The organism is Clostridium tertium, assembly GCF_902652255.1.
In the GTDB taxonomy this organism is placed as follows: domain Bacteria; phylum Bacillota; class Clostridia; order Clostridiales; family Clostridiaceae; genus Clostridium; species Clostridium tertium_A.
Genome location: NZ_CACRTO010000044.1, coordinates 14,981 through 33,306 on the forward strand (window position 1 = coordinate 14,981; position 18,326 = coordinate 33,306).

Consider the following 18,326-nt stretch of genomic DNA (forward strand, 5'->3'; position numbering starts at 1 on the left):
AATAAATAAGATAGAGGTGAGACTTTTGTTAAAGATTCTTATTGCAACTCATAGTAGATTTGCTTCTGGAATAAAAGACACAGCAGAATTTATAGTTGGAAAACAAAAATACTTACATAGCATTAATTGTTATGTAGATGGAGTTGATTTAAAAAAGGAAATAGAAGGGTTCTTTGATAATGTTATTGATGGAGACATTGTGGTATTAATGACAGATCTAATGGTTGGAAGTGTAAATCAGCAACTTATTAAATATATGAATAGACCAAAAACTTATTTAATAACAGGCTTCAATTTACCATTGTTATTAGAAATAGTAATGAGTGATGAAAGTATGATAGATGAGTCAGCTATTGAAGAAATGATAAACGCTTCAAAAGAACAAATAATATTAGTAAACAAATTTTCAGAGTTAAATATGTGTATAGGAGAAGATGAGGATGATTAAATTAGTTAGAATTGATGACAGATTATTACATGGACAAGTTGCTTTTGCATGGACAAGATCACTTAGTATAGAAACAATTATTATTGCAAATGATGCGGCAGTAAAAGATGAATTTACTAAGATGACATTGTCATTAGCAAAGCCTCAAGGGGTAAAGTTGCTAATTAAATCAGTTGGTAAAACTATAGATTACTTAAATGATGATAGTAAATGTAATAAGAATATTATGGTAATTATCAACTGTGTTGCAGATGCATTTAGATTACATGAGGGAGTATCTAAGATTGATAGTATAAACTTTGGCGGTATTAAGAAAAAAGATGGAGCAGAGCAAGTAAGTAATGCTATCTCATTAAAAAATGATGAAAAAGAGTTATGTAAAAAAATGATTAATGATGGAATTGAATTAGAAGTAAGACAAGTACCAGCAGAAGGAAAACAATTAATTAATAATTTAATATAAAGGGAGGAAATTTAAATGATTGTACAAGCATTGTTACTTGGATTAGTTACTGCATTTGGATATGCAGATGATTTCTTTGGAGCAAGTATGCTTCAAAGACCGATAGTATTAGCCCCATTAGTTGGATTGATTTTAGGAGATTTTCAACAAGGTATAATAATTGGAGCAAATTTAGAATTAATTTGGATGGGTGTAGTAATAGTAGGGGCAGCGATTCCTATGGATATAAAGACAGGAAGTGTATTAGGGACAGCCTTTGCAATAATGTCAGGTAGTGGGACAGAAGTTGCACTTGCACTAGCAGTTCCAATATCTTTATTAGCTCAAATAGTAGAAAACGGTATGTACGTTTTAAGAGCAGGGTTTATACATAAAGCTGATAGATATGCAGAAGAAGGAGATTGCGGTAAGATTGAAAGACTTCATATCGGATCATTTCTATTAATTATAGTGGCTATGGGGGCTATAACTACTGTATCTATTCTGTTAGGTGCTGATGTAATGAATGGATTTATAGATAAAATACCTCCTATTATATTAGATGCACTTCAAGCAGCTAGTAGTTTATTGCCTGCATTAGGATTTGCATTGTTAATGAGTTTAATTATTACAAAAAAATTAGCAGCTTTCTACTTCTTAGGATTTATAGCGGCAGTGTATGGAAATATTCCAGTTATAGCCGTTGCTGGTATAGGTGTAATAATAGCTATAATTCTTCACAATTTTGGAAACTATAATGATAAAAAATATGATGAAGATGAGGAGGATGAAGATGATGAATAAAGCAGATGCAATCGTAAATAATGTAAAAGATCAATATGATAGTAAGCAATTAAGTAAAAAAGATTTATTAAAAGTATTCTTTAGATCATTTACTCTTGAGGCTTCATTTAATTATGAGAGAATGCAATCACTAGGATTTGTATATTCTTTGATACCTGTAATTAAGAAATTATATAAGACAAAAGAGGAAAGAGCAGGTGCATTAAAGAGGCATTTAGAATTTTTCAATACAACTCCACATATAAGTACATTTATAATGGGAATAACTTCAGCTATGGAAGAGCAGAATGCAAAAAATGAAGATTTTAATGAAGAGTCCATAAATGCTGTAAAGGTTGGATTAATGGGACCACTAGCAGGGATTGGAGATTCATTATTCTGGGGTACATTCAGAGTAATAGCAGCAGGTGTAGGAACATCATTAGCAATGGAAGGAAAATTTTTAGGAGTAATATTATTCTTACTATTATTTAATGTACCACATTTACTAATTAGATATAATGCTACATTTATTGGTTATAATTTAGGAAATAAATTTTTGGCTAAAATGTATAAAAATAATCTATTAGAAAAAGCAACTACAATGGCATCAATTGTTGGACTTATGGTAATAGGTGCGATGACAGCAACAATGATAGAAGTATCAACAACATTGTCATTAGGAGTAGGTGAAAGTGTAGTTAATATACAAGAAATTTTAGATCAAATTTTACCAGGAATGCTTCCGCTAGCTATAACAGGATTAGCTTTCTGGATGGTAAAAAAGAATATGAAAACTATTCACATTATGATAATACTTATGGTAATCGGTGTTGTTGGTAGATTATTAGGAGTTATTTAGGGGGTAAGTAGTATGAATATGTTAGATTATATAAATGAGACTCAGCAAAGCTGCATAAATATAATAAAGAATAGAAAAGAGGTTACTAATAAAATAAGCACTGTATTATCAGACAAGAAGATAAACAGGATAGTTTTGGTAGCATCAGGATCATCCTTTAATGCAATGAACTCAGTTAAATTCTTTATAGAGGAATATCTTAAAGTTGAAGTTGTAATAGTAGTACCATATATGTTTGAACATTACGATAATTCTTTTAATGAAAACTCTATAGTTATAGGAGTATCCCAAAGCGGAAGAAGTACCTCAACTATTAATGCAATGAAGCTTGCAAAGAAGAAAGGTCTAATAACTTTTGTAATTACACTAAATACTAAAAGTGAAATTACTAAATATGTAGATAATGTAATTGATTTAGGATGTGGAGTTGAAACTGTAGAATACGTAACTAAGGGATATACAGCAACAGTTCTAAATATGATGCTTATAGCTTTAGAGGGAGCATTAGCAAGAGGGAGTATTACAGAAGAAGAATACAGTGAACTACTAAAACAAATTGAATTAACAGTATTAGGTATGCATAACATAATTGATAGATCTGAAGAGTTTTTTAAAAATAATAAAGATGATTTTAAAGATGCAGAGAGATTAATGGTTATAGGATATGGATCTAACTATGGTACTGCCTTAGAGGGAGCATTAAAAATTGGAGAAACTGTAAGAATTCCAGCGACAGGATACGAAGTTGAGGAGTTTATGCATGGACCATATTTAGAATTGACAGATAAGCATTTAGTTATATTTATTGACAGCAATGGAAGAGTAAAAGATAGAATATTACATTTAAATAACTATATTAATATGGTAACTGAAAAAGCCTATTTAATTAGTAATACATCTCAAGGAAAAATTGATAAAGAAATTATTGTAGACTTTGAAGGAAATGAATTTATAAATCCATTAGAACTAGCAATTCCATTTCAAGTATTTGCTTATAGAATGTGTGAAGCAAGAGGAATAGATTTAACAGTTGAGCCTTTAGCAGACTTTGAAAGAACATTAAAAAGCAAAGTGTTTTAAAAAGAATATATTAAAAAAATAGTTTAAAACAAATAAGAGAGTAGAGAATTACTCAAGGAAAAGAAAATAATGCACTTGCAATAAAAATTGTAAGTGCATTATTATTTTAGGAAGGGGAAGAAAGTTATTATTAGAAAATAGTTCTAAGATTAATCTAAACCCTCCAGAGTATTCAGTTGAAGAAGGAATTATAGTAATGAAGTATTCAAAGAGAAATGAATATGAACTTTCATTGGTAAAGGTTAAATAGTGATGGAGCGCTTTCATAAAGAAATTTTATAGATAAGTAAAGAATAAGGAGTATCTCTAAAGGTGCTTCTTTTTCTTTACTTTGAGTTTATTCCTAGTCAACATATAATAGGCAGGGATGATAATAATTGAATAAAAATGTAAAAACATGTATAATTAATAGATGAATTATGGGTTGAAGAGATAGATTTACTATGGATAAATAGGAGGGCGAATTATGGAAGATTTTAATGTTTTTACGGAGGCTTTTAATAAAATAGAGAGGGAATTAAACAATATGGATAAAGTAAATATACTTATTGTTGGGAAAACAGGAGCCGGGAAAAGTACATTAATTAATAGTGTTTTTAGAGCTGAAATGGCTGAAACAGGAATAGGAAGACCAGTTACTCAACATTTAAAGAAAATTAGTAAGGAAGGAATTCCTGTCAACTTATATGATACAAAGGGATTAGAATTAAGCGAAACTGTACAAGCTGAGATAAAAAAAGAGATTCTAGATGAAATAGATAAATGTAATAACTTATGTATGAAGAATGATAGCAAGTCAGAATTAATACATGCATGTTGGTATTGTATTGATGGCTCGGTGAGAAGATGTGAAGAGACTGATATTGAGTGGATTAATGATATTGCATTAAAGGTTCCAGTTATTGTAGTAGTAACTAAGGGATTCCCTAAGAAAGATGCAAGGGAGTTTAAGAAAAAGATTGAAAATCTTAATTTAAATTGTAGTTCTATAGTACCGGTATTAGCAGAGAAATATGAAGAGAGAGATGAAGAAGACGAGGATGATCAAGTAGTAGTAATACCTTCATATGGATTAGATAAATTAGTTGATGTAACTTTAGATCTCTTACCAGAAGGGGTTAAAAAAGCTTTCAATAATGCACAAAAGGTTAGTTTAGATAAAAAGGTTAGTGCCGCAAGAAGGTGGCTTACTGGATATGCAGCTACAACAGGAGCAATAGGGGCATCACCTATACCATTTTCAGATGCTCCACTATTAGTAGGAGCACAGTTATCAATGCTTGCACATATTACAGCTATTTTTGGATTGCCGATAGAAAAGGCTGTTTTAACAGCTATTATAAGTTCTGTTGCTGGAGTATCTGGAACTACAATAGGAGGAAAAACATTAGTTTCAAATTTATTAAAGTTTATTCCAGGAGTAGGAAGTGTAGCTGGTGGAGCAATAAGTGCTTCAGTAGCATCAATGATGACAATAGCATTAGGTCTAGCTTATATAAGTGTGTTAAAGTATATTGTTGAAGAAGAAAATAAAGGAAATGAAGTAAGTACGGAAGCTATAAAAGAGAAGATGAAAGAAGCTTATAAAAAGGAACTTATTATATCAAGAAAATAATTCTCCACCATGAAATCCACGGAAATCTAAATACTAGATTTTCGTGGATTTTTTATTTCAGATAGAGAGTTCATCATTCTGTTTTCTAAATTTCTATGTATCCTTTATTAGTGTAGCCCAATATAGGTTAAATAAATGTGTTCCTAGAGAAATCACTATATTTAAATGTAAGATATGAAAATTAGTAGCACAATAAAACCTTATGAATAATATATATTATGAAAAGCACTAAGGGATAGGTAATAAAAATGAAAATAAAGATAATAAGAGGAACAAATGTAGAAAAATTAGAATCTGAAATTAATGAGTTTATCAAAGATAAATGTATTATAAAAATAAATCATGAGATAGTAACTTCTAGGCTATATGACAGAAGTGTAAATATTTTAGTATTTATAATTTTATATGATGAATACAATCATTGTGGATATTTAGAGCTTGATTCAATACTAGATTTGAAAAATGACAAAACTAATTAAAATAAAAATATTGGAGGACAAAAGATGAAAGTTGTTATACTTGCTGGCGGAAGAGGAATTAGAATGAGTCAGCTAACAATGAATATTCCTAAACCTTTATGTGAGGTTGGGGATATGCCCATAGTATGGCACATAATGAAAATATATAGTCATTATGGATTTAATGATTTTATGTTTTTACTAGGCTATAAGGGGGAAAAAATAAAAGAATATTTTATAGATTATTCATGGAAGACAAGAAGTTTTCTTTTAGATATGAGAAGTGGGGAAATTAATATAGAGTCTGAGCCAGAGCCATGGAGGATAAACTTCATTGATACAGGTATTGAAACTATGACAGGTGGAAGATTAAAAAGGGTTCAAAAATATATTGGAAATGAAACCTTTATGTTAACTTATGGAGATGGATTAGCAGACATAAATATAGATGAATTATTAAAATTTCATAAAGAACAAGGTAAAATAGCAACAGTTACAGGCATATATAAGAAAAGTCAATATGGAATTTTAAGTGTAGAAGATGGATTAGCTAAATCTTTTGACGAAAAAAAGGTTACTGAAGGAATAATAAATGGTGGATTTTTTGTTTTTGAACCAGAAATATTTGATTATTTAGAGAATGATACAACATGCGTTTTAGAGCAAAATCCATTAAAAAAGTTAGTTCAAGATAATGAATTGGCAGTGTATGTTCATAATGGTTTTTGGACTGCTATGGACACTTTAAATGATATAAATAATGTAAATAAAATTTGGAACGAAGGAAAAGGAGTATGGAAGATATGGTAAAGGAATTTTGGAATAATAAAAATGTTTTTATAACTGGTGGTACTGGATTCTTAGGAAGTTATTTAGTTAAAAAATTAGTAAACTATGGTGCTAATGTAACTATGTTAGTAAGAGATTATATACCACAATCAAATATATATGTTGGAGAAGAATATAAAAAAGTTAATGTTGTACACGGTACTTTAGAAGATTATTTATTAATAGAAAGGACCCTTGGAGAATATGAAATAGATACAATATTTCATTTAGCTGCTCAGGCTATTGTTGGAGTTGCAAATAGAAATCCATTAGCAACTTTTACTTCTAATATACAAGGAACTTGGAATATACTTGAGGCGGCAAGAACAAGTCCATTAATTAAACAAGTAATAGTAGCATCTAGTGATAAAGCTTATGGTGACCAAGAAAAGCTTCCATATGATGAAAATATGCCACTTCAAGGAATGCACCCTTATGATGTTTCGAAAAGTTGTGCAGATCTAATTGCTCAAACTTATTATGAGACTTATAAGTTACCAGTATGCATTACAAGATGTGGAAATCTTTATGGTGGTGGAGACTTAAACTTCAATAGAATTATTCCACAAAGTATTAAATCTATATTAAATAATGAAGCTCCTGTAATAAGAAGTGATGGAAGCTTTATTCGTGATTATTTTTATATAGAGGATGCAGTAGATGCATATATTAATTTAGCTGAAAAAGTTGTAGACCTTAATTTAGGGGGACAAGCTTTTAATTTTAGTAATGAAATACAATTAACAGTTTTAGAACTGGTTAATAAAATATTGAAGATTATGGGCAGTGATATAAAACCTATAATATTAAATCAAGGAAGCAATGAAATAATACATCAATATTTATCTGCAAAGAAAGCAAGAACTGTATTAGGATGGAGTCCAAATTATACAATTGATGAAGGTCTAAGTAAAACTATAGAATGGTATAAAGAGTTCCTTAAAAAGGAGATATAAAAAATGCAAGAAAGTGCTTTTTGTATGGTAGTATCAAGGACTAGATTAATTCAAGCAATTGCATGTTTCTTATCTTTATATAAAACTATGGATAATTTTAAAGTATATATCCTTTGTGCAGATGAGGAAAGCTATAAGTTTCTTAAGGAAATTAATTTAGATAAAATAGTATTAGTAACAATTTCTGAATTAAATAGAAAAGATTTATTAGAAATCAAAGCTACAAGAAAATTTAATCAATATTGTTGGACATTAAAGCCTAGTTTTATTAAATATATCTTTACTTTAGATGACTCAATTAAAAGGGTAACTTATATAGATTCAGATTTATTCTTTTATCAAAATCCTAATGTAATATTTGAAAATCAACCAGATGCTTCCGTTTTACTATCTAGTGGAGAAATATTTTTGCCTATGTATTCGAAAGAGTTTAATCATACTATGCAAAATCTCACTGGAAATTTTAATTCGGGGTTTATTAGCTTTAAAAAAGATATTAATGGATTAGAGTGTGTTAATTGGTGGGATAAAATGTGTGTAGAAAGTTGTACTTCAAATCCTGAAGATAATAAATTTGGAGATCAAAAATATCTTGATGATATGCCATTTCTATTTAATAATGTTTACGAAATAACAACTCCAGGAATAAATATTGGACACTGGAATTATTTGAAATATAAGTTTACAGTTTCAAATGACAATATAGTGGTTAATAATAATAAATTGATATTTTATCATTTTAGTGGTTTTAGAATAATTAGTAAATATGATATTAGACAGGTTCATGAACAAGATAGAGTGAATATACCATTTATTTACCCAATATACAGAAGAGCATTGGAAAAAATAATTGATGATATTGAAAAGATAGATCCAGATTTTAAGGAATATATTACGGTTGCTGCTATTGATGATAATTAGAAAAGATTAAGGAAGGAAGAGAATAAATGAAAGCAAGTGTTATAATACCAGCGTATAATTCTAAAGAGCGATTATACTACAACCTTATATCCTTAAATAATCAAGATTGTGATTTCAATATTTTTGAAGTTATTGTAGTAGATAATGGGTCTAGTGATAATACTCTAGAAATGTTAGAAAATTTTAAAGCTAAATTTGCCTTTAAATTTGTGAGACTTGAAAAAAACAGAGGAATAGCGCGTGGGAGAAATGAAGGAATAAGAAGAGCCGTTGGAGACATTTTAATATTTCATGATAGTGACATGATAGCTAATAAAGATTTTATAACTAGACATTTAAAAAATCATGAAGAAAAAAATATAGTTGTATGTGGAATGCCGTGGAAAAGAATTTTTACTTTTTATTATAAGGAATTAGATTTAGGCATTAAGAATCATTTAGGTCAAACTGTGACTGAAGCAAATGAAAAGTCTAATATGACAGATAAGTATCCATTAATAGATGTTGAATCAATAATAGATGGGAGTTATATAAATAAATCATTTGATTTAGATGCAGAATTTATGCGGGGACTAAAAGAAATATTGAAAAATCACAATGGAGAATTAAAAGATTATCTTTTACCATGGAGATTTTTTATAACTAATAATGCTTCTGCAGAAAGAAACAGAGTTATAGAAGTAGGAATGTTTGATGAAAATATAGTTGGATATGGATTTGAAGACTATGACTTAGGAATAAGGCTATATAAATCTGGAAGCAAATTTATATTTGATAAAAATATATTAAATGTTCATCAAGAACATCCTACAAATATTAAGATATTAGAAGCTCGTGAAAATATAAATTATGTATGTAAAAAATACAATGATAGTTACTTTTTAGATGTAATATTAGTTTGTACCTGTGGTATAACATCAATTAATGATTATGATTTTAATGAATTAACTAAAGATATAAATAATATGATAGCTGTAAGCTATTTTAGGCCTCTTTTAGATATATTTTTAGAATTACTTCAGACATGTAGACGACGCTACATTATAGAAGGTGTTACAGATATAAATAAAGTTATGCCAACTATAGATATAGATGTAAACAAATTAATTATGGAAGTTAAAATTTTAAGAGATGTATTTGGAATTAAACACTTCACAGAAGCCATATTAGCTTTAATAAAAGACATTTATAATGTTTATTATTAAATTCTAAAAATGTACTGAAGAGGAGGATAACCATGAGCAAATATCATTTATCAATGATTTTATCGGAATCAAATTTATTTAAATTAATACCAATGTATGTTTCTTTAGAGAATTGTTATAGTGATTTTAAGTTATTCATTCTATGTATGAATGACTCTGTTTACAATATACTAAATAAAATAGCTTTTAAAAATATCATTTTAGTACAACTAAAGGATATAGAGGAAAATAATCATGATTTGCTTATAGCTAAGTCTAATAGAATATTTCATGAATATTGTTGGACACTAAAGCCTATTTTTTTATATTATGTTGTTAAGAAATATGACAATGCGAAATATTATGCACATGTAGATGCAGATTTATTCTTTTATTCTGATTTAGATAATATTTTTAATGAGAATCCAGAGGCATCAATTTTTCTTATAGATCATAGAAATTCAGAAGAGTTTAAGATGTATTATGAATTAAGCGGATTATATAATACAGGATTTGTAGGATTTAAGAATAATGATGAAGCAAAAGCTGCAGTGAGGCTTTGGGGAGATAGGTGCATAAAAAAATGTACTGTTGAATATGATGTAGCTAATAAAACTTTTGGAGACCAAAGGTATGTAGAAGACTGGCCTAATATATTTAAAAATGTTCATATAGTAAACTCTATTGGAGCAAATGCTGCATTGTGGAATATTAAAAATTATAAAGTTTCAAAAAAGAATAATGTTGTGTATCTAGATGATTCACCTCTAATATTTTACCACTTTTCTGGTTTAATAATATTGGGAACAAGAGAATTTGACTTATGTCCTTATTATCATATAGAGGATGAGAATTTAATAAATTATATATATGACCCTTATGTTAGATGGTTATCGCAATCAATAAAAAATGTAATTAAAGAATTTCCAAGGTTTAATGCAGGATTTGTTGATAGGGCTAATATTGTAAATTTGCATAACTATAAAATATAATTACTATAAATTAGAAAATTAAAATAGAAAAAAAGATAATTTTATTTAAGAATTAATAAAAGTGATAGTAGAGGGTACTAGTAGTTAAGATTAGCCTCCATAGTGAAGCCCAGTACAATACAGAAATGTTTTGTACTGGGTTATTATTTTAGAATTAAGAATAATGAACTGTATCAAAAGTGATGCTTTGAACTTTAATTTGGTCAGCAGAATTTTCACAGAGTGTAAGTAAATAAGGTTAATAGTCATGCTAGTGATAATACTTAGATAAGACCATTTTAATATATTAAATATCATATATTAAGTAATAAAAAGAAGAGAAATAATAGGTAATTAATTCCAAATATGCTATAATAATATATATGAGTATGCTTTATAAACCTACTGATACAGACATTAGGTTGGATTTTATAAAAAAATTCAAAGAGAAGTAGAGTGAAAGAGTTTAATTTTGGGAACTTTTAAAGTAGTTTGACTATAATTACAGCATAAAATAATAAATTTAAAGGAGAATTAAAATGAGCAAGTATGAAAATGCAATGAAACTTATGGAGGAACGTTGCGGAAATGGAAAAGAGGAAGTTATTGCCCTAGGGACAATATCACTATCATCGAATGCTGCAGGTAATCCTCGTCCTGCTGTCCGTATGGTATGCGCTTATTATGAGGACGGCGTATTTTATGTTTCTACTGACGCAAGAAAAAATAAAATGCTGCAAATTGAGAAGAATAACGAGGTTTCTGTTGGTGGATTAAGTTGGTACTCTTTACAAGGTAGGGCTGAAAATCTAGGCTGGGTAAAGGATGAGAAGAACGCAGAAATCAGAGGGAAATTTAAAAAGATTTTTGATTGGTTCGATGAAGTTGGCGACGAAGACAATCCAAACTCAATAGTTCCGCGTATCTCCCTCACAGAAGGTACCATTACTGACAACGAAAAAAAATATGGTGAACATCAGTATGAAGTTGATTTTATCAATAAAACGGCGAAATAAATATGTAAAGTCAATTTATATTTTTAAAAATAATATATAAATTTATTTTTATAGGATGTTAATTAATAATGAAGCATTAATTTATAATGAATGGGTGCTTCTTTTCTTTTCTTTTGCATTAACTTTCTGAACATAACCACCCATTAAGAAATTACTAAATAATATTTTAGAATAATACTAATTTAAATTAAATAATGACAAGTTAATAAATTGAAAAGATAGAAAGCCTTTGCTAAAATCTTTAGAATTTAAATGAAATCCTATTTTTTTAGAAAGGCTATGATGTAAGTAAATTATATGAGTCAATATAATATATTTTGATTTAACAAAGAACAATGATTTTATATGGAGTAGTTTGGGCAGGGATGCTAAATGTTGTGGAGCCATAAATAACAATTAAGTTTCTATTTCCAGAGTATCTATTAAAAATCTGATTATTTGTTAGAAATATCTCTGTAGATGGTGCAATGTTTAGTTTTAATTTTCCATCGCTACTTATAAGATCCCTATTAAAATAGTCTACAGTAACATTTTCAGATTCTGTGTTTTTAGCCATAACAATTCCGCGATATTGTGGAGGGTAAATAAGGGGAGTAGGTGCATTTGCATCGTAAAACCCAGTTACCTCATCACCTACTTTAATCACTTCATGATTTACAAAGTAAGTTTCCGGAGAGATTATAAAATTTACAATCCCCATGTCCACGTTTTCTAGCGACATAAATTTATAGCAGCCCATTGATGAATCATTTTGACCTGTGTAAAAATCTTCAATCATTGTAACTGTGCCACTAAAGGATGCAAATTTTTGTGCTGTATTTCTCCACGTTGAATTGGAGGAGAGATAAGCATCTTGATTCATGGGGTAGGGAAAAAAGAAAAATTGGTTATTATACATACGATACTCCTTTATATTTATACTGTTATAAGCCTAATCATTAGTATTATATTAGCAACAATGAGTAGTGTTACTTAGTAATGACATTTTTGAGATACTGTACTATTTAGTATAGAGAAGAATAAATGATTGTGAAGAATAGGTATTTAAGCGGCTTATGGAAGATAAATATATATATAAGAGCAAGTTCGTAATTTTTTAGAAGTAAGTTATATTAGTATACTGATAGAATGGTAAAAGATAATTGAAAAAATGCATTTACTTATGATACGCGGAAGCGTACCTATGGAGAACCAAAATTATTAGATCTTAGGTTTATTATTTTAATTCTTTGGTATATAATTAATTTATAAATTAAGTTCTAAAGGAGGATTATATGGATAATAAGTGTATTAATTTATATGATATTTTTTTAAAGTATTCCTATACTGATATTATGGAATTGCTTTTAAACTCAAAAACAAAAGAAGAACAAGATTTTTATGCGAATTTATCTAATATCCTATTACAAAGAGAACAAATGAAAGTTATAGGTAATTAATATGAAAAATTACACTATATTTGCAGGAGTTAATGGTGCAGGGAAAACTTCTATATATAAATCTATTTATTATAATGAAAATATAGGTGAAAAGAGAATAAATACTGATGAAATGGTTTCAAGGATAGGACATTGGCAAGATAATAATCTTCAAATTAAATGTGCTAGAGAAGCTGTAAAACTTATAAAAAAATATATAGTTGAAGGAATATCATTTAATCAAGAAACTACTTTATCAGGAAAAAGTATTATTAGTAATATAAAATTGGCAAAAGAAAAAGGATTTTATGTTACTATGAATTATATAGGGGTAAAAAGTGTTGATATTGCAAAAGAAAGAGTTGCAATACGAGTAAGAAAAGGTGGTCATGGAATACCAGATGAGGCTATAGAAAGAAGATACTTCGATTCTTTAGCAAATTTGAGTAAAGTCATTAATATATGTGACAAAATTAATATATACGATAATTCAGAAATGTTTAAATTAGTTATGGTTATTAAAGATGGTGAAGTTGTTTGGAAAGATAAGAAAACACCAAATTGGTTAAATATTAATTTGAAATAAGTAGTAGAATCTAGGTGGTTTTGCTACTTATTTTTTATAAAAATATAGTTAAAACTTGAATTTGAATTTATATTAATTATATTGTATATGGGGAAGTTTAAACTTTTTTTACTTACGGTGCGGTGAAGCGTATCATAAGTAAATGAGATTTTTACTAAAATTAGATTATGAAAAGATGGATAAGTAATGTTATCTTAATCATATATCATAAAGAGACTGTAAGTAGATATTTAAGCTACTTACAGTCTCTTAAACTATCTATAGGGTTAATAAGAAATAAAATTAATTGAGCTATGTAAGAGGTTAAGGGATAAATATGGGAAATAACATACAAAAATTTGACGACTATATCATTAATTGATATATTATATTTAATGATATATCAATTAATGATATATAAAAGTATGAAGGAGTAATTTATGGCAAGAAAAGATTCTATTGATATTGGGGAGCTAACAGACTCTGCTTTTTATATTCTAGCTAGTGTTATTGAGGAAAAGCACGGATACCTAATTATGAAAACTATTGAAAAGCTTACAGATGATAAAGTCACAATTGGTCCAGCATCACTTTATACAACACTGAAAAAGCTTTTAGCAGCAGGTTTAGTGGAGTTAAATACAGACATAGCTGAAAATAAAAAAGTATATAAAATAACAAATAAAGGACGAGAGATGCTAATTAAAGAGATTGAGCGTAAAAAACAAATGATTAGATTTGCTCAAAATTTTTTGGATTAGAAAAGGGGGATATTGATGAAAAGTAAATATATAATGATTAGTGGACTTGCATTTGATGAAGAAGGCGATATGGAAAAGTTAAAAAATTATGCGAGGCAAGGTTGGATTCTAGAGGGGATAACAGGAGGAGTTTTTTATAAATTAAAAAAAGATAAGCCTCAAGAAGTAATATATAGCGTAGACTATCAAATAGGTGCAGATGAAGAATATTTTGCTATGTTTAAAGAAGCCGGATGGAAACTTGTTACTTCAGTAGGGGATGAAATATATATTTTTATGGCACAAGATGGAGCTAAACCTATTTATAGTGACTGTGAATCGGAAGTAAATAAGTACATAAATATGAGAAATAAAACAAAAAGGGGATCACTTTATTCTTCATTAGTAGCTGTAGCTCTGATTTGCTTGTTAATTGTTTCTATAATTGCTATAAAGCCTATCTTTCTTATTGTCTTAGGTTTATTAGTAATTGATATTTGTGTGTTTATTTTTAATTTTATGCCTTACTTAGCATATAACTATAGAATTAAGCAAATACAAAAATATGGTAAGTGTAAAGAAGAAGAAAACAAAATGACATGGAAATTATATATATTTGCAGGTGTTCTATTTTGTATTTTAGGAATACTATATTTGCTTGAGAAAAAATATTTTGCAATATTTTACATAATTTTAGGTATATTTAGTATTAGTTCAAGTTTAAAGTACTATAAGAAATATAAAAAGTCTCTATAAATTTATATACAAATTAAATAATATGAAAAAAGAGAGTTGAAATAGGAAAAATTAAATATCACCAATGGAATGAGTTTATTAAATATGAATATATAAATTAAACAAAGTGTAAGGGGATAATGAATAATTATTATTGAAATTATGGTATGCTTAATTGACTGAGTATATAAAGAAATCTAGGATAATTAAGAAGTTCACTTTATAGAAAGGGATATAGATTTAAGAAATACTATAATTAAGATAAAATGGAGGACTATTATATGGATGGAAAAATAATATTAAATTTAGCAATAAGTTTAGATGGTTATATATCAGATGAAAATGGTGGATATGATTGGATTGTTGGAGATGGCAACTCTGAATTGAATACAGAAAATAAATCGGATTTTGCGAAGTTTCTAGAAGGTATTGATGTTGTAGTTATGGGAAGAAATTGTTATGATCAAAATTTTCATAATGAATATAAGGAGAAAGATGTATATATAGCAACATCAGAAAATATAGATGACTATGAAAATTATCATTTTATAAGTGGTGATATATGCAAAACTATAAGTAATTTAAAAAGTGAAGGAAAAAATATATTTTTATTCGGTGGAGGAGTAATGATTGATAGCTTTGTTAAAGCCGATATTATAGATGAATATATTATAGGAATAATACCTACTATTTTAGGAAATGGAAGAAAGTTATTCTTAGAAAATAACCCTAAAATTGATTTAAGCCTTCAGGAATATTCAGTTGAAGATGGGATTATAGTAATGAAATATTCAAAGAGAAATAAATAATAGCTTTTTATTGTTTAAGGATGGAGAGGTATGTAGTACTTTTATAAAGAGCACTCAATTAAAAAGAGGTTGGTATCAAAAACTTTTAATACCAACCTCTTTTTATGTAAGGAAAATTAACTAAAAATAATTTTTAATGAGTATAAAAAAGTAGTTACATGATAGTAATAAATCGATATATTCAAATATATTATAAAATCTTCATAAAACCAACAAATAAGATTTATATAATATCACTTATCAGAAGGGGAGTGAATTCAGATGAAGTGGAGAAATATATTAATCGTATCAGTATGTGTAATTAGCATTATATTTGGTGGGATTAAAGTATTTGCTGAGGGAATTAATGAGACTAAAAGTGAAATAGAAGATTTAGAAAAAGTAAAAAGTGAAACTATTACTAAAACTTTTGATGGAAGTTATATGAGTCCGTTGATTACAGTTTCAGAGTACAAGCCTGAATTTAACATCAAATTAGAGGGTATTGATAAAGAAAGTGAATTAATACTTATAAATTCTTATTCTGGAGAAATGATTAAAATGGATTACGATAAAGATGGAAAATACATATTAAAAACTAGCTTAGAAAAGAACGTAGATTATGGAATTCTAGTTGACTTTAGATTAACAGGATCAATTAGAGTAGTTGATAATTTAAAAGAAGTAAATGATGAAGAAATTTACAAAGATATAATGAAAAGAATACAGTGTGGCTTATAAAAAGGAGAAATTTTAATTATGAATTATATACTATTATTTTTAGAAGGGATATTAACATTTATATCTCCATGTATCCTACCTATGGTACCTATATATGTATCATATTTCATGGGAAAGGATTCAGGTAACAAGAAAAATAGAGCATTGATAAATTCACTAGGATTTGTTTTAGGATTTTCAATTATATTTGTCTTATTAGGGGTTGGTGCAAGTGCACTTGGATTAAGTTTAAACAAATATATGCGAGAGATAAATATATTTTCAGGTATATTAATGATATTTATGGGTCTTAATTACCTAGGAATATTAAAGATAAATATACTTCAAAGAACCTTTAAACTTAAGAATAAAATTGATAAAAACAATGTTAGTTTAGCATCATCTATATTATTTGGGATGATATTCAGTATAGGATGGACACCATGTGTTGGACCATTTTTAGGATCAGCTTTAATGATGGCAACTAATTCAAGTCATATTATGGAAGGAGTACTAATGTTACTTACCTATAGCTTAGGATTTGGGATTCCATTTATATTATCTGCTTTATTGATTGATTCATTAAAGGGAACATTTAATTTTATAAAAAGAAACTACAAAATTATTAATATGATATCAGGTACGATCTTAATAATTGTAGGTGTAATGATGATGACTGGATATTTAAATAAATTATTGTCCATGTTAACTTTTGTATAAGTTAAATAAGTATAAAGGAAGATATAATATGAAAGAAATAATCAGTAAAAATATAAAAAAACTAAATATAAAAAAGCTTAGCAATTATCTAATGAATATAGGTATAGCATTAAGCATATTAAATTTTATTTTGATTTATTGGAACAGATCACGATTGCCAGAAGGGGTATGCCCTATTAATGAAAATTATAGTTTTATAATATTGTCAATTGGTATTTCAGCAATGGGATTAATTTTATCATTTTTTACTAGTGATAAAGAAAAATAGTTTGATTATGTAATTAATAAAGGAGATCAAAGATATGAAAAATAAAAAAATTATATTTATAATTATAATTGTAATGGGGCTGTTGATATTTATAGGGAAATTAGGGTATGATTATCTAACAAATGCTTATTTTGAAAAAGAAAATAACATCAGTAGTATAAATGGAAATAACTTTAGTGATGTAAATAAGGATAAGCCTTTAGAAAAAGCAAAAGATTTCACTGTTTATGATGAAGATAATAATGAAGTTAAATTATCAGACTATATTGGTAAAAAGAACGTAGTAGTAAACTTCTGGGCAAGCTGGTGTCCTCCATGTAAAGCAGAAATGCCATATTTTGATGAGGCTATGAAGAAATATAAAGATGAAAATGTAGAAATTTTAATGGTAAACCTTACTGATGGAATGAGAGAAACCAAAGAAACAGCAAAGGCATTTATAGACGAAGAAGGATATGATATGAATATAGTTTATGATATAGATAGTGATGCAGCTATGACATATTATTTAAATGCAGTTCCAAGAACTTTATTTATAGACATTGATGGAAATATATATTACGATCATTCTGGAATGATTAGTAATAGTGTTTTAAATAATAATATAGAAAATTTATTAAATAAATAAGAGGTGCTGTTGCACAATATAAAATTAAGAATGAAAAATTACAACATAATTATCTCATAGGCCCCCTCAGAATGTTGGACTATTACACTCAGTGTAATTATAATTAAAATAACTTACTTGAGGGGGAAAGAAATGAGTACGAGATTCATAAGAAAGTTTACTGAAGAAGAAAGAGTTGCT

The 18,326-nt window shown here is 27.8% G+C and carries 23 protein-coding genes; 22 read left to right on the top strand and 1 reads right to left on the bottom strand.

The window, feature by feature from the left end:
* Window position 1 precedes the first annotated feature (1 nt).
* The 13 genes from GPX08_RS13980 (at window position 2) to GPX08_RS14040 (ending at window position 11,564) form a co-directional block, all read left to right on the top strand.
* A complete protein-coding gene (locus GPX08_RS13980; RefSeq protein WP_156627421.1) occupies window positions 2-448 on the top strand; it encodes a PTS N-acetylglucosamine transporter subunit IIBC in 447 nt (148 codons plus the stop codon).
* Window positions 441-911 carry a PTS mannose/fructose/sorbose transporter subunit IIB gene (locus GPX08_RS13985; protein ID WP_156627422.1) on the top strand — a complete coding sequence of 157 codons (471 nt, stop codon included), beginning with the start codon at window positions 441-443 and terminating at the stop codon, window positions 909-911. The genes GPX08_RS13980 and GPX08_RS13985 overlap by 8 nt, the downstream gene beginning before the upstream one ends.
* 15 nt (window positions 912-926) lie before the next feature.
* Window positions 927-1,694, top strand: coding sequence for a PTS sugar transporter (locus GPX08_RS13990; RefSeq protein WP_156627423.1), 768 nt, complete (start codon window positions 927-929; stop codon window positions 1,692-1,694).
* Window positions 1,669-2,535, top strand: coding sequence for a PTS mannose transporter subunit IID (locus GPX08_RS13995; RefSeq protein ID WP_156627442.1), 867 nt, complete (start codon window positions 1,669-1,671; stop codon window positions 2,533-2,535). Before GPX08_RS13990 ends, GPX08_RS13995 begins: the two co-directional genes overlap by 26 nt.
* Window positions 2,536-2,547: 12 nt before the next feature.
* A complete protein-coding gene (locus GPX08_RS14000) occupies window positions 2,548-3,615 on the top strand; it encodes an SIS domain-containing protein (protein WP_156627424.1) in 1,068 nt (355 codons plus the stop codon).
* Between the two features lie 466 nt (window positions 3,616-4,081).
* Window positions 4,082-5,230, top strand: a complete 1,149-nt coding sequence (locus GPX08_RS14005) for a DUF697 domain-containing protein (protein ID WP_156627425.1) — start codon at window positions 4,082-4,084, stop codon at window positions 5,228-5,230.
* Between the two features lie 248 nt (window positions 5,231-5,478).
* Complete coding sequence (locus GPX08_RS14010; protein ID WP_156627426.1) at window positions 5,479-5,709, top strand: hypothetical protein; 231 nt, start codon at window positions 5,479-5,481, stop codon at window positions 5,707-5,709.
* Window positions 5,710-5,733: 24 nt separating this feature from the next.
* Entirely contained in the window at window positions 5,734-6,498 is a 765-nt protein-coding gene (rfbF, locus tag GPX08_RS14015) for a glucose-1-phosphate cytidylyltransferase (RefSeq protein ID WP_156627427.1), read from the top strand.
* Window positions 6,492-7,472 carry an NAD-dependent epimerase/dehydratase family protein gene (locus GPX08_RS14020; protein WP_156627428.1) on the top strand — a complete coding sequence of 327 codons (981 nt, stop codon included), beginning with the start codon at window positions 6,492-6,494 and terminating at the stop codon, window positions 7,470-7,472. The genes rfbF and GPX08_RS14020 overlap by 7 nt, the downstream gene beginning before the upstream one ends.
* A 3-nt stretch (window positions 7,473-7,475) precedes the next feature.
* Window positions 7,476-8,393, top strand: coding sequence for a hypothetical protein (locus GPX08_RS14025; protein ID WP_156627429.1), 918 nt, complete (start codon window positions 7,476-7,478; stop codon window positions 8,391-8,393).
* Between the two features lie 26 nt (window positions 8,394-8,419).
* Window positions 8,420-9,598: a glycosyltransferase gene (locus GPX08_RS14030; RefSeq protein ID WP_156627430.1), complete on the top strand. Its 1,179-nt coding sequence runs from the start codon at window positions 8,420-8,422 to the stop codon at window positions 9,596-9,598.
* A gap of 32 nt (window positions 9,599-9,630) precedes the next feature.
* Window positions 9,631-10,569, top strand: coding sequence for a hypothetical protein (locus GPX08_RS14035; RefSeq protein ID WP_156627431.1), 939 nt, complete (start codon window positions 9,631-9,633; stop codon window positions 10,567-10,569).
* 518 nt (window positions 10,570-11,087) lie between these two features.
* The gene (locus GPX08_RS14040; protein WP_156627432.1) at window positions 11,088-11,564 is read left to right on the top strand and encodes a pyridoxamine 5'-phosphate oxidase family protein; all 477 of its coding nucleotides are present in this window, start codon (window positions 11,088-11,090) and stop codon (window positions 11,562-11,564) included.
* A 322-nt stretch (window positions 11,565-11,886) separates the two neighbouring features.
* Here the strand turns inward: GPX08_RS14040 and GPX08_RS14045 are convergent, their stop codons facing one another.
* Window positions 11,887-12,462 carry a hypothetical protein gene (locus tag GPX08_RS14045; RefSeq protein ID WP_156627433.1) on the bottom strand — a complete coding sequence of 192 codons (576 nt, stop codon included), beginning with the start codon at window positions 12,460-12,462 and terminating at the stop codon, window positions 11,887-11,889.
* 376 nt (window positions 12,463-12,838) lie between these two features.
* On the opposite strand from GPX08_RS14045, the gene GPX08_RS14050 reads away from it, so the two are divergent.
* The 9 genes from GPX08_RS14050 (at window position 12,839) to GPX08_RS14090 (ending at window position 18,146) form a co-directional block, all read left to right on the top strand.
* Window positions 12,839-13,003, top strand: a complete 165-nt coding sequence (locus GPX08_RS14050) for a hypothetical protein (RefSeq protein WP_016207691.1) — start codon at window positions 12,839-12,841, stop codon at window positions 13,001-13,003.
* A gap of 1 nt (window position 13,004) precedes the next feature.
* Complete coding sequence (locus GPX08_RS14055; protein WP_156627434.1) at window positions 13,005-13,568, top strand: ATPase; 564 nt, start codon at window positions 13,005-13,007, stop codon at window positions 13,566-13,568.
* A gap of 419 nt (window positions 13,569-13,987) precedes the next feature.
* On the top strand, window positions 13,988-14,308 hold the full coding sequence (locus GPX08_RS14060; RefSeq protein WP_156627435.1) for a PadR family transcriptional regulator: 321 nt from the start codon (window positions 13,988-13,990) through the stop codon (window positions 14,306-14,308).
* Between the two features lie 15 nt (window positions 14,309-14,323).
* Complete coding sequence (locus GPX08_RS14065; RefSeq protein WP_156627436.1) at window positions 14,324-15,043, top strand: DUF2812 domain-containing protein; 720 nt, start codon at window positions 14,324-14,326, stop codon at window positions 15,041-15,043.
* Window positions 15,044-15,303: 260 nt separating this feature from the next.
* The gene (locus GPX08_RS14070) at window positions 15,304-15,831 is read left to right on the top strand and encodes a dihydrofolate reductase (protein WP_156627437.1); all 528 of its coding nucleotides are present in this window, start codon (window positions 15,304-15,306) and stop codon (window positions 15,829-15,831) included.
* A gap of 261 nt (window positions 15,832-16,092) precedes the next feature.
* A complete protein-coding gene (locus GPX08_RS14075; protein WP_156627438.1) occupies window positions 16,093-16,551 on the top strand; it encodes a hypothetical protein in 459 nt (152 codons plus the stop codon).
* An 18-nt stretch (window positions 16,552-16,569) separates the two neighbouring features.
* Window positions 16,570-17,250, top strand: coding sequence for a cytochrome c biogenesis protein CcdA (locus GPX08_RS14080; protein WP_156627439.1), 681 nt, complete (start codon window positions 16,570-16,572; stop codon window positions 17,248-17,250).
* 28 nt (window positions 17,251-17,278) lie between these two features.
* Entirely contained in the window at window positions 17,279-17,518 is a 240-nt protein-coding gene (locus GPX08_RS14085) for a hypothetical protein (RefSeq protein WP_156627440.1), read from the top strand.
* A 34-nt stretch (window positions 17,519-17,552) separates the two neighbouring features.
* Entirely contained in the window at window positions 17,553-18,146 is a 594-nt protein-coding gene (locus GPX08_RS14090) for a redoxin domain-containing protein (protein ID WP_156627441.1), read from the top strand.
* The last annotated feature ends 180 nt before the right edge of the window (window positions 18,147-18,326 follow it).

Excerpts from the sequence above, each read along its gene's own strand:
- GPX08_RS13985 (WP_156627422.1), top strand. The coding sequence starts at position 441 with ATGATTAAATTAGTTAGAATTGATGACAGATTATTACATGGACAAGTT.
- GPX08_RS13990 (WP_156627423.1), top strand. The coding sequence starts at position 927 with ATGATTGTACAAGCATTGTTACTTGGATTAGTTACTGCATTTGGATAT.
- GPX08_RS13995 (WP_156627442.1), top strand. The coding sequence starts at position 1,669 with ATGAGGAGGATGAAGATGATGAATAAAGCAGATGCAATCGTAAATAAT.
- GPX08_RS14000 (WP_156627424.1), top strand. The coding sequence starts at position 2,548 with ATGAATATGTTAGATTATATAAATGAGACTCAGCAAAGCTGCATAAAT.
- GPX08_RS14005 (WP_156627425.1), top strand. The coding sequence starts at position 4,082 with ATGGAAGATTTTAATGTTTTTACGGAGGCTTTTAATAAAATAGAGAGG.
- GPX08_RS14010 (WP_156627426.1), top strand. The coding sequence starts at position 5,479 with ATGAAAATAAAGATAATAAGAGGAACAAATGTAGAAAAATTAGAATCT.
- rfbF (WP_156627427.1), top strand. The coding sequence starts at position 5,734 with ATGAAAGTTGTTATACTTGCTGGCGGAAGAGGAATTAGAATGAGTCAG.
- GPX08_RS14020 (WP_156627428.1), top strand. The coding sequence starts at position 6,492 with ATGGTAAAGGAATTTTGGAATAATAAAAATGTTTTTATAACTGGTGGT.
- GPX08_RS14025 (WP_156627429.1), top strand. The coding sequence starts at position 7,476 with ATGCAAGAAAGTGCTTTTTGTATGGTAGTATCAAGGACTAGATTAATT.
- GPX08_RS14030 (WP_156627430.1), top strand. The coding sequence starts at position 8,420 with ATGAAAGCAAGTGTTATAATACCAGCGTATAATTCTAAAGAGCGATTA.
- GPX08_RS14035 (WP_156627431.1), top strand. The coding sequence starts at position 9,631 with ATGAGCAAATATCATTTATCAATGATTTTATCGGAATCAAATTTATTT.
- GPX08_RS14040 (WP_156627432.1), top strand. The coding sequence starts at position 11,088 with ATGAGCAAGTATGAAAATGCAATGAAACTTATGGAGGAACGTTGCGGA.
- GPX08_RS14045 (WP_156627433.1), bottom strand. The coding sequence starts at position 12,462 with ATGTATAATAACCAATTTTTCTTTTTTCCCTACCCCATGAATCAAGAT.
- GPX08_RS14050 (WP_016207691.1), top strand. The coding sequence starts at position 12,839 with ATGGATAATAAGTGTATTAATTTATATGATATTTTTTTAAAGTATTCC.
- GPX08_RS14055 (WP_156627434.1), top strand. The coding sequence starts at position 13,005 with ATGAAAAATTACACTATATTTGCAGGAGTTAATGGTGCAGGGAAAACT.
- GPX08_RS14060 (WP_156627435.1), top strand. The coding sequence starts at position 13,988 with ATGGCAAGAAAAGATTCTATTGATATTGGGGAGCTAACAGACTCTGCT.
- GPX08_RS14065 (WP_156627436.1), top strand. The coding sequence starts at position 14,324 with ATGAAAAGTAAATATATAATGATTAGTGGACTTGCATTTGATGAAGAA.
- GPX08_RS14070 (WP_156627437.1), top strand. The coding sequence starts at position 15,304 with ATGGATGGAAAAATAATATTAAATTTAGCAATAAGTTTAGATGGTTAT.
- GPX08_RS14075 (WP_156627438.1), top strand. The coding sequence starts at position 16,093 with ATGAAGTGGAGAAATATATTAATCGTATCAGTATGTGTAATTAGCATT.
- GPX08_RS14080 (WP_156627439.1), top strand. The coding sequence starts at position 16,570 with ATGAATTATATACTATTATTTTTAGAAGGGATATTAACATTTATATCT.
- GPX08_RS14085 (WP_156627440.1), top strand. The coding sequence starts at position 17,279 with ATGAAAGAAATAATCAGTAAAAATATAAAAAAACTAAATATAAAAAAG.
- GPX08_RS14090 (WP_156627441.1), top strand. The coding sequence starts at position 17,553 with ATGAAAAATAAAAAAATTATATTTATAATTATAATTGTAATGGGGCTG.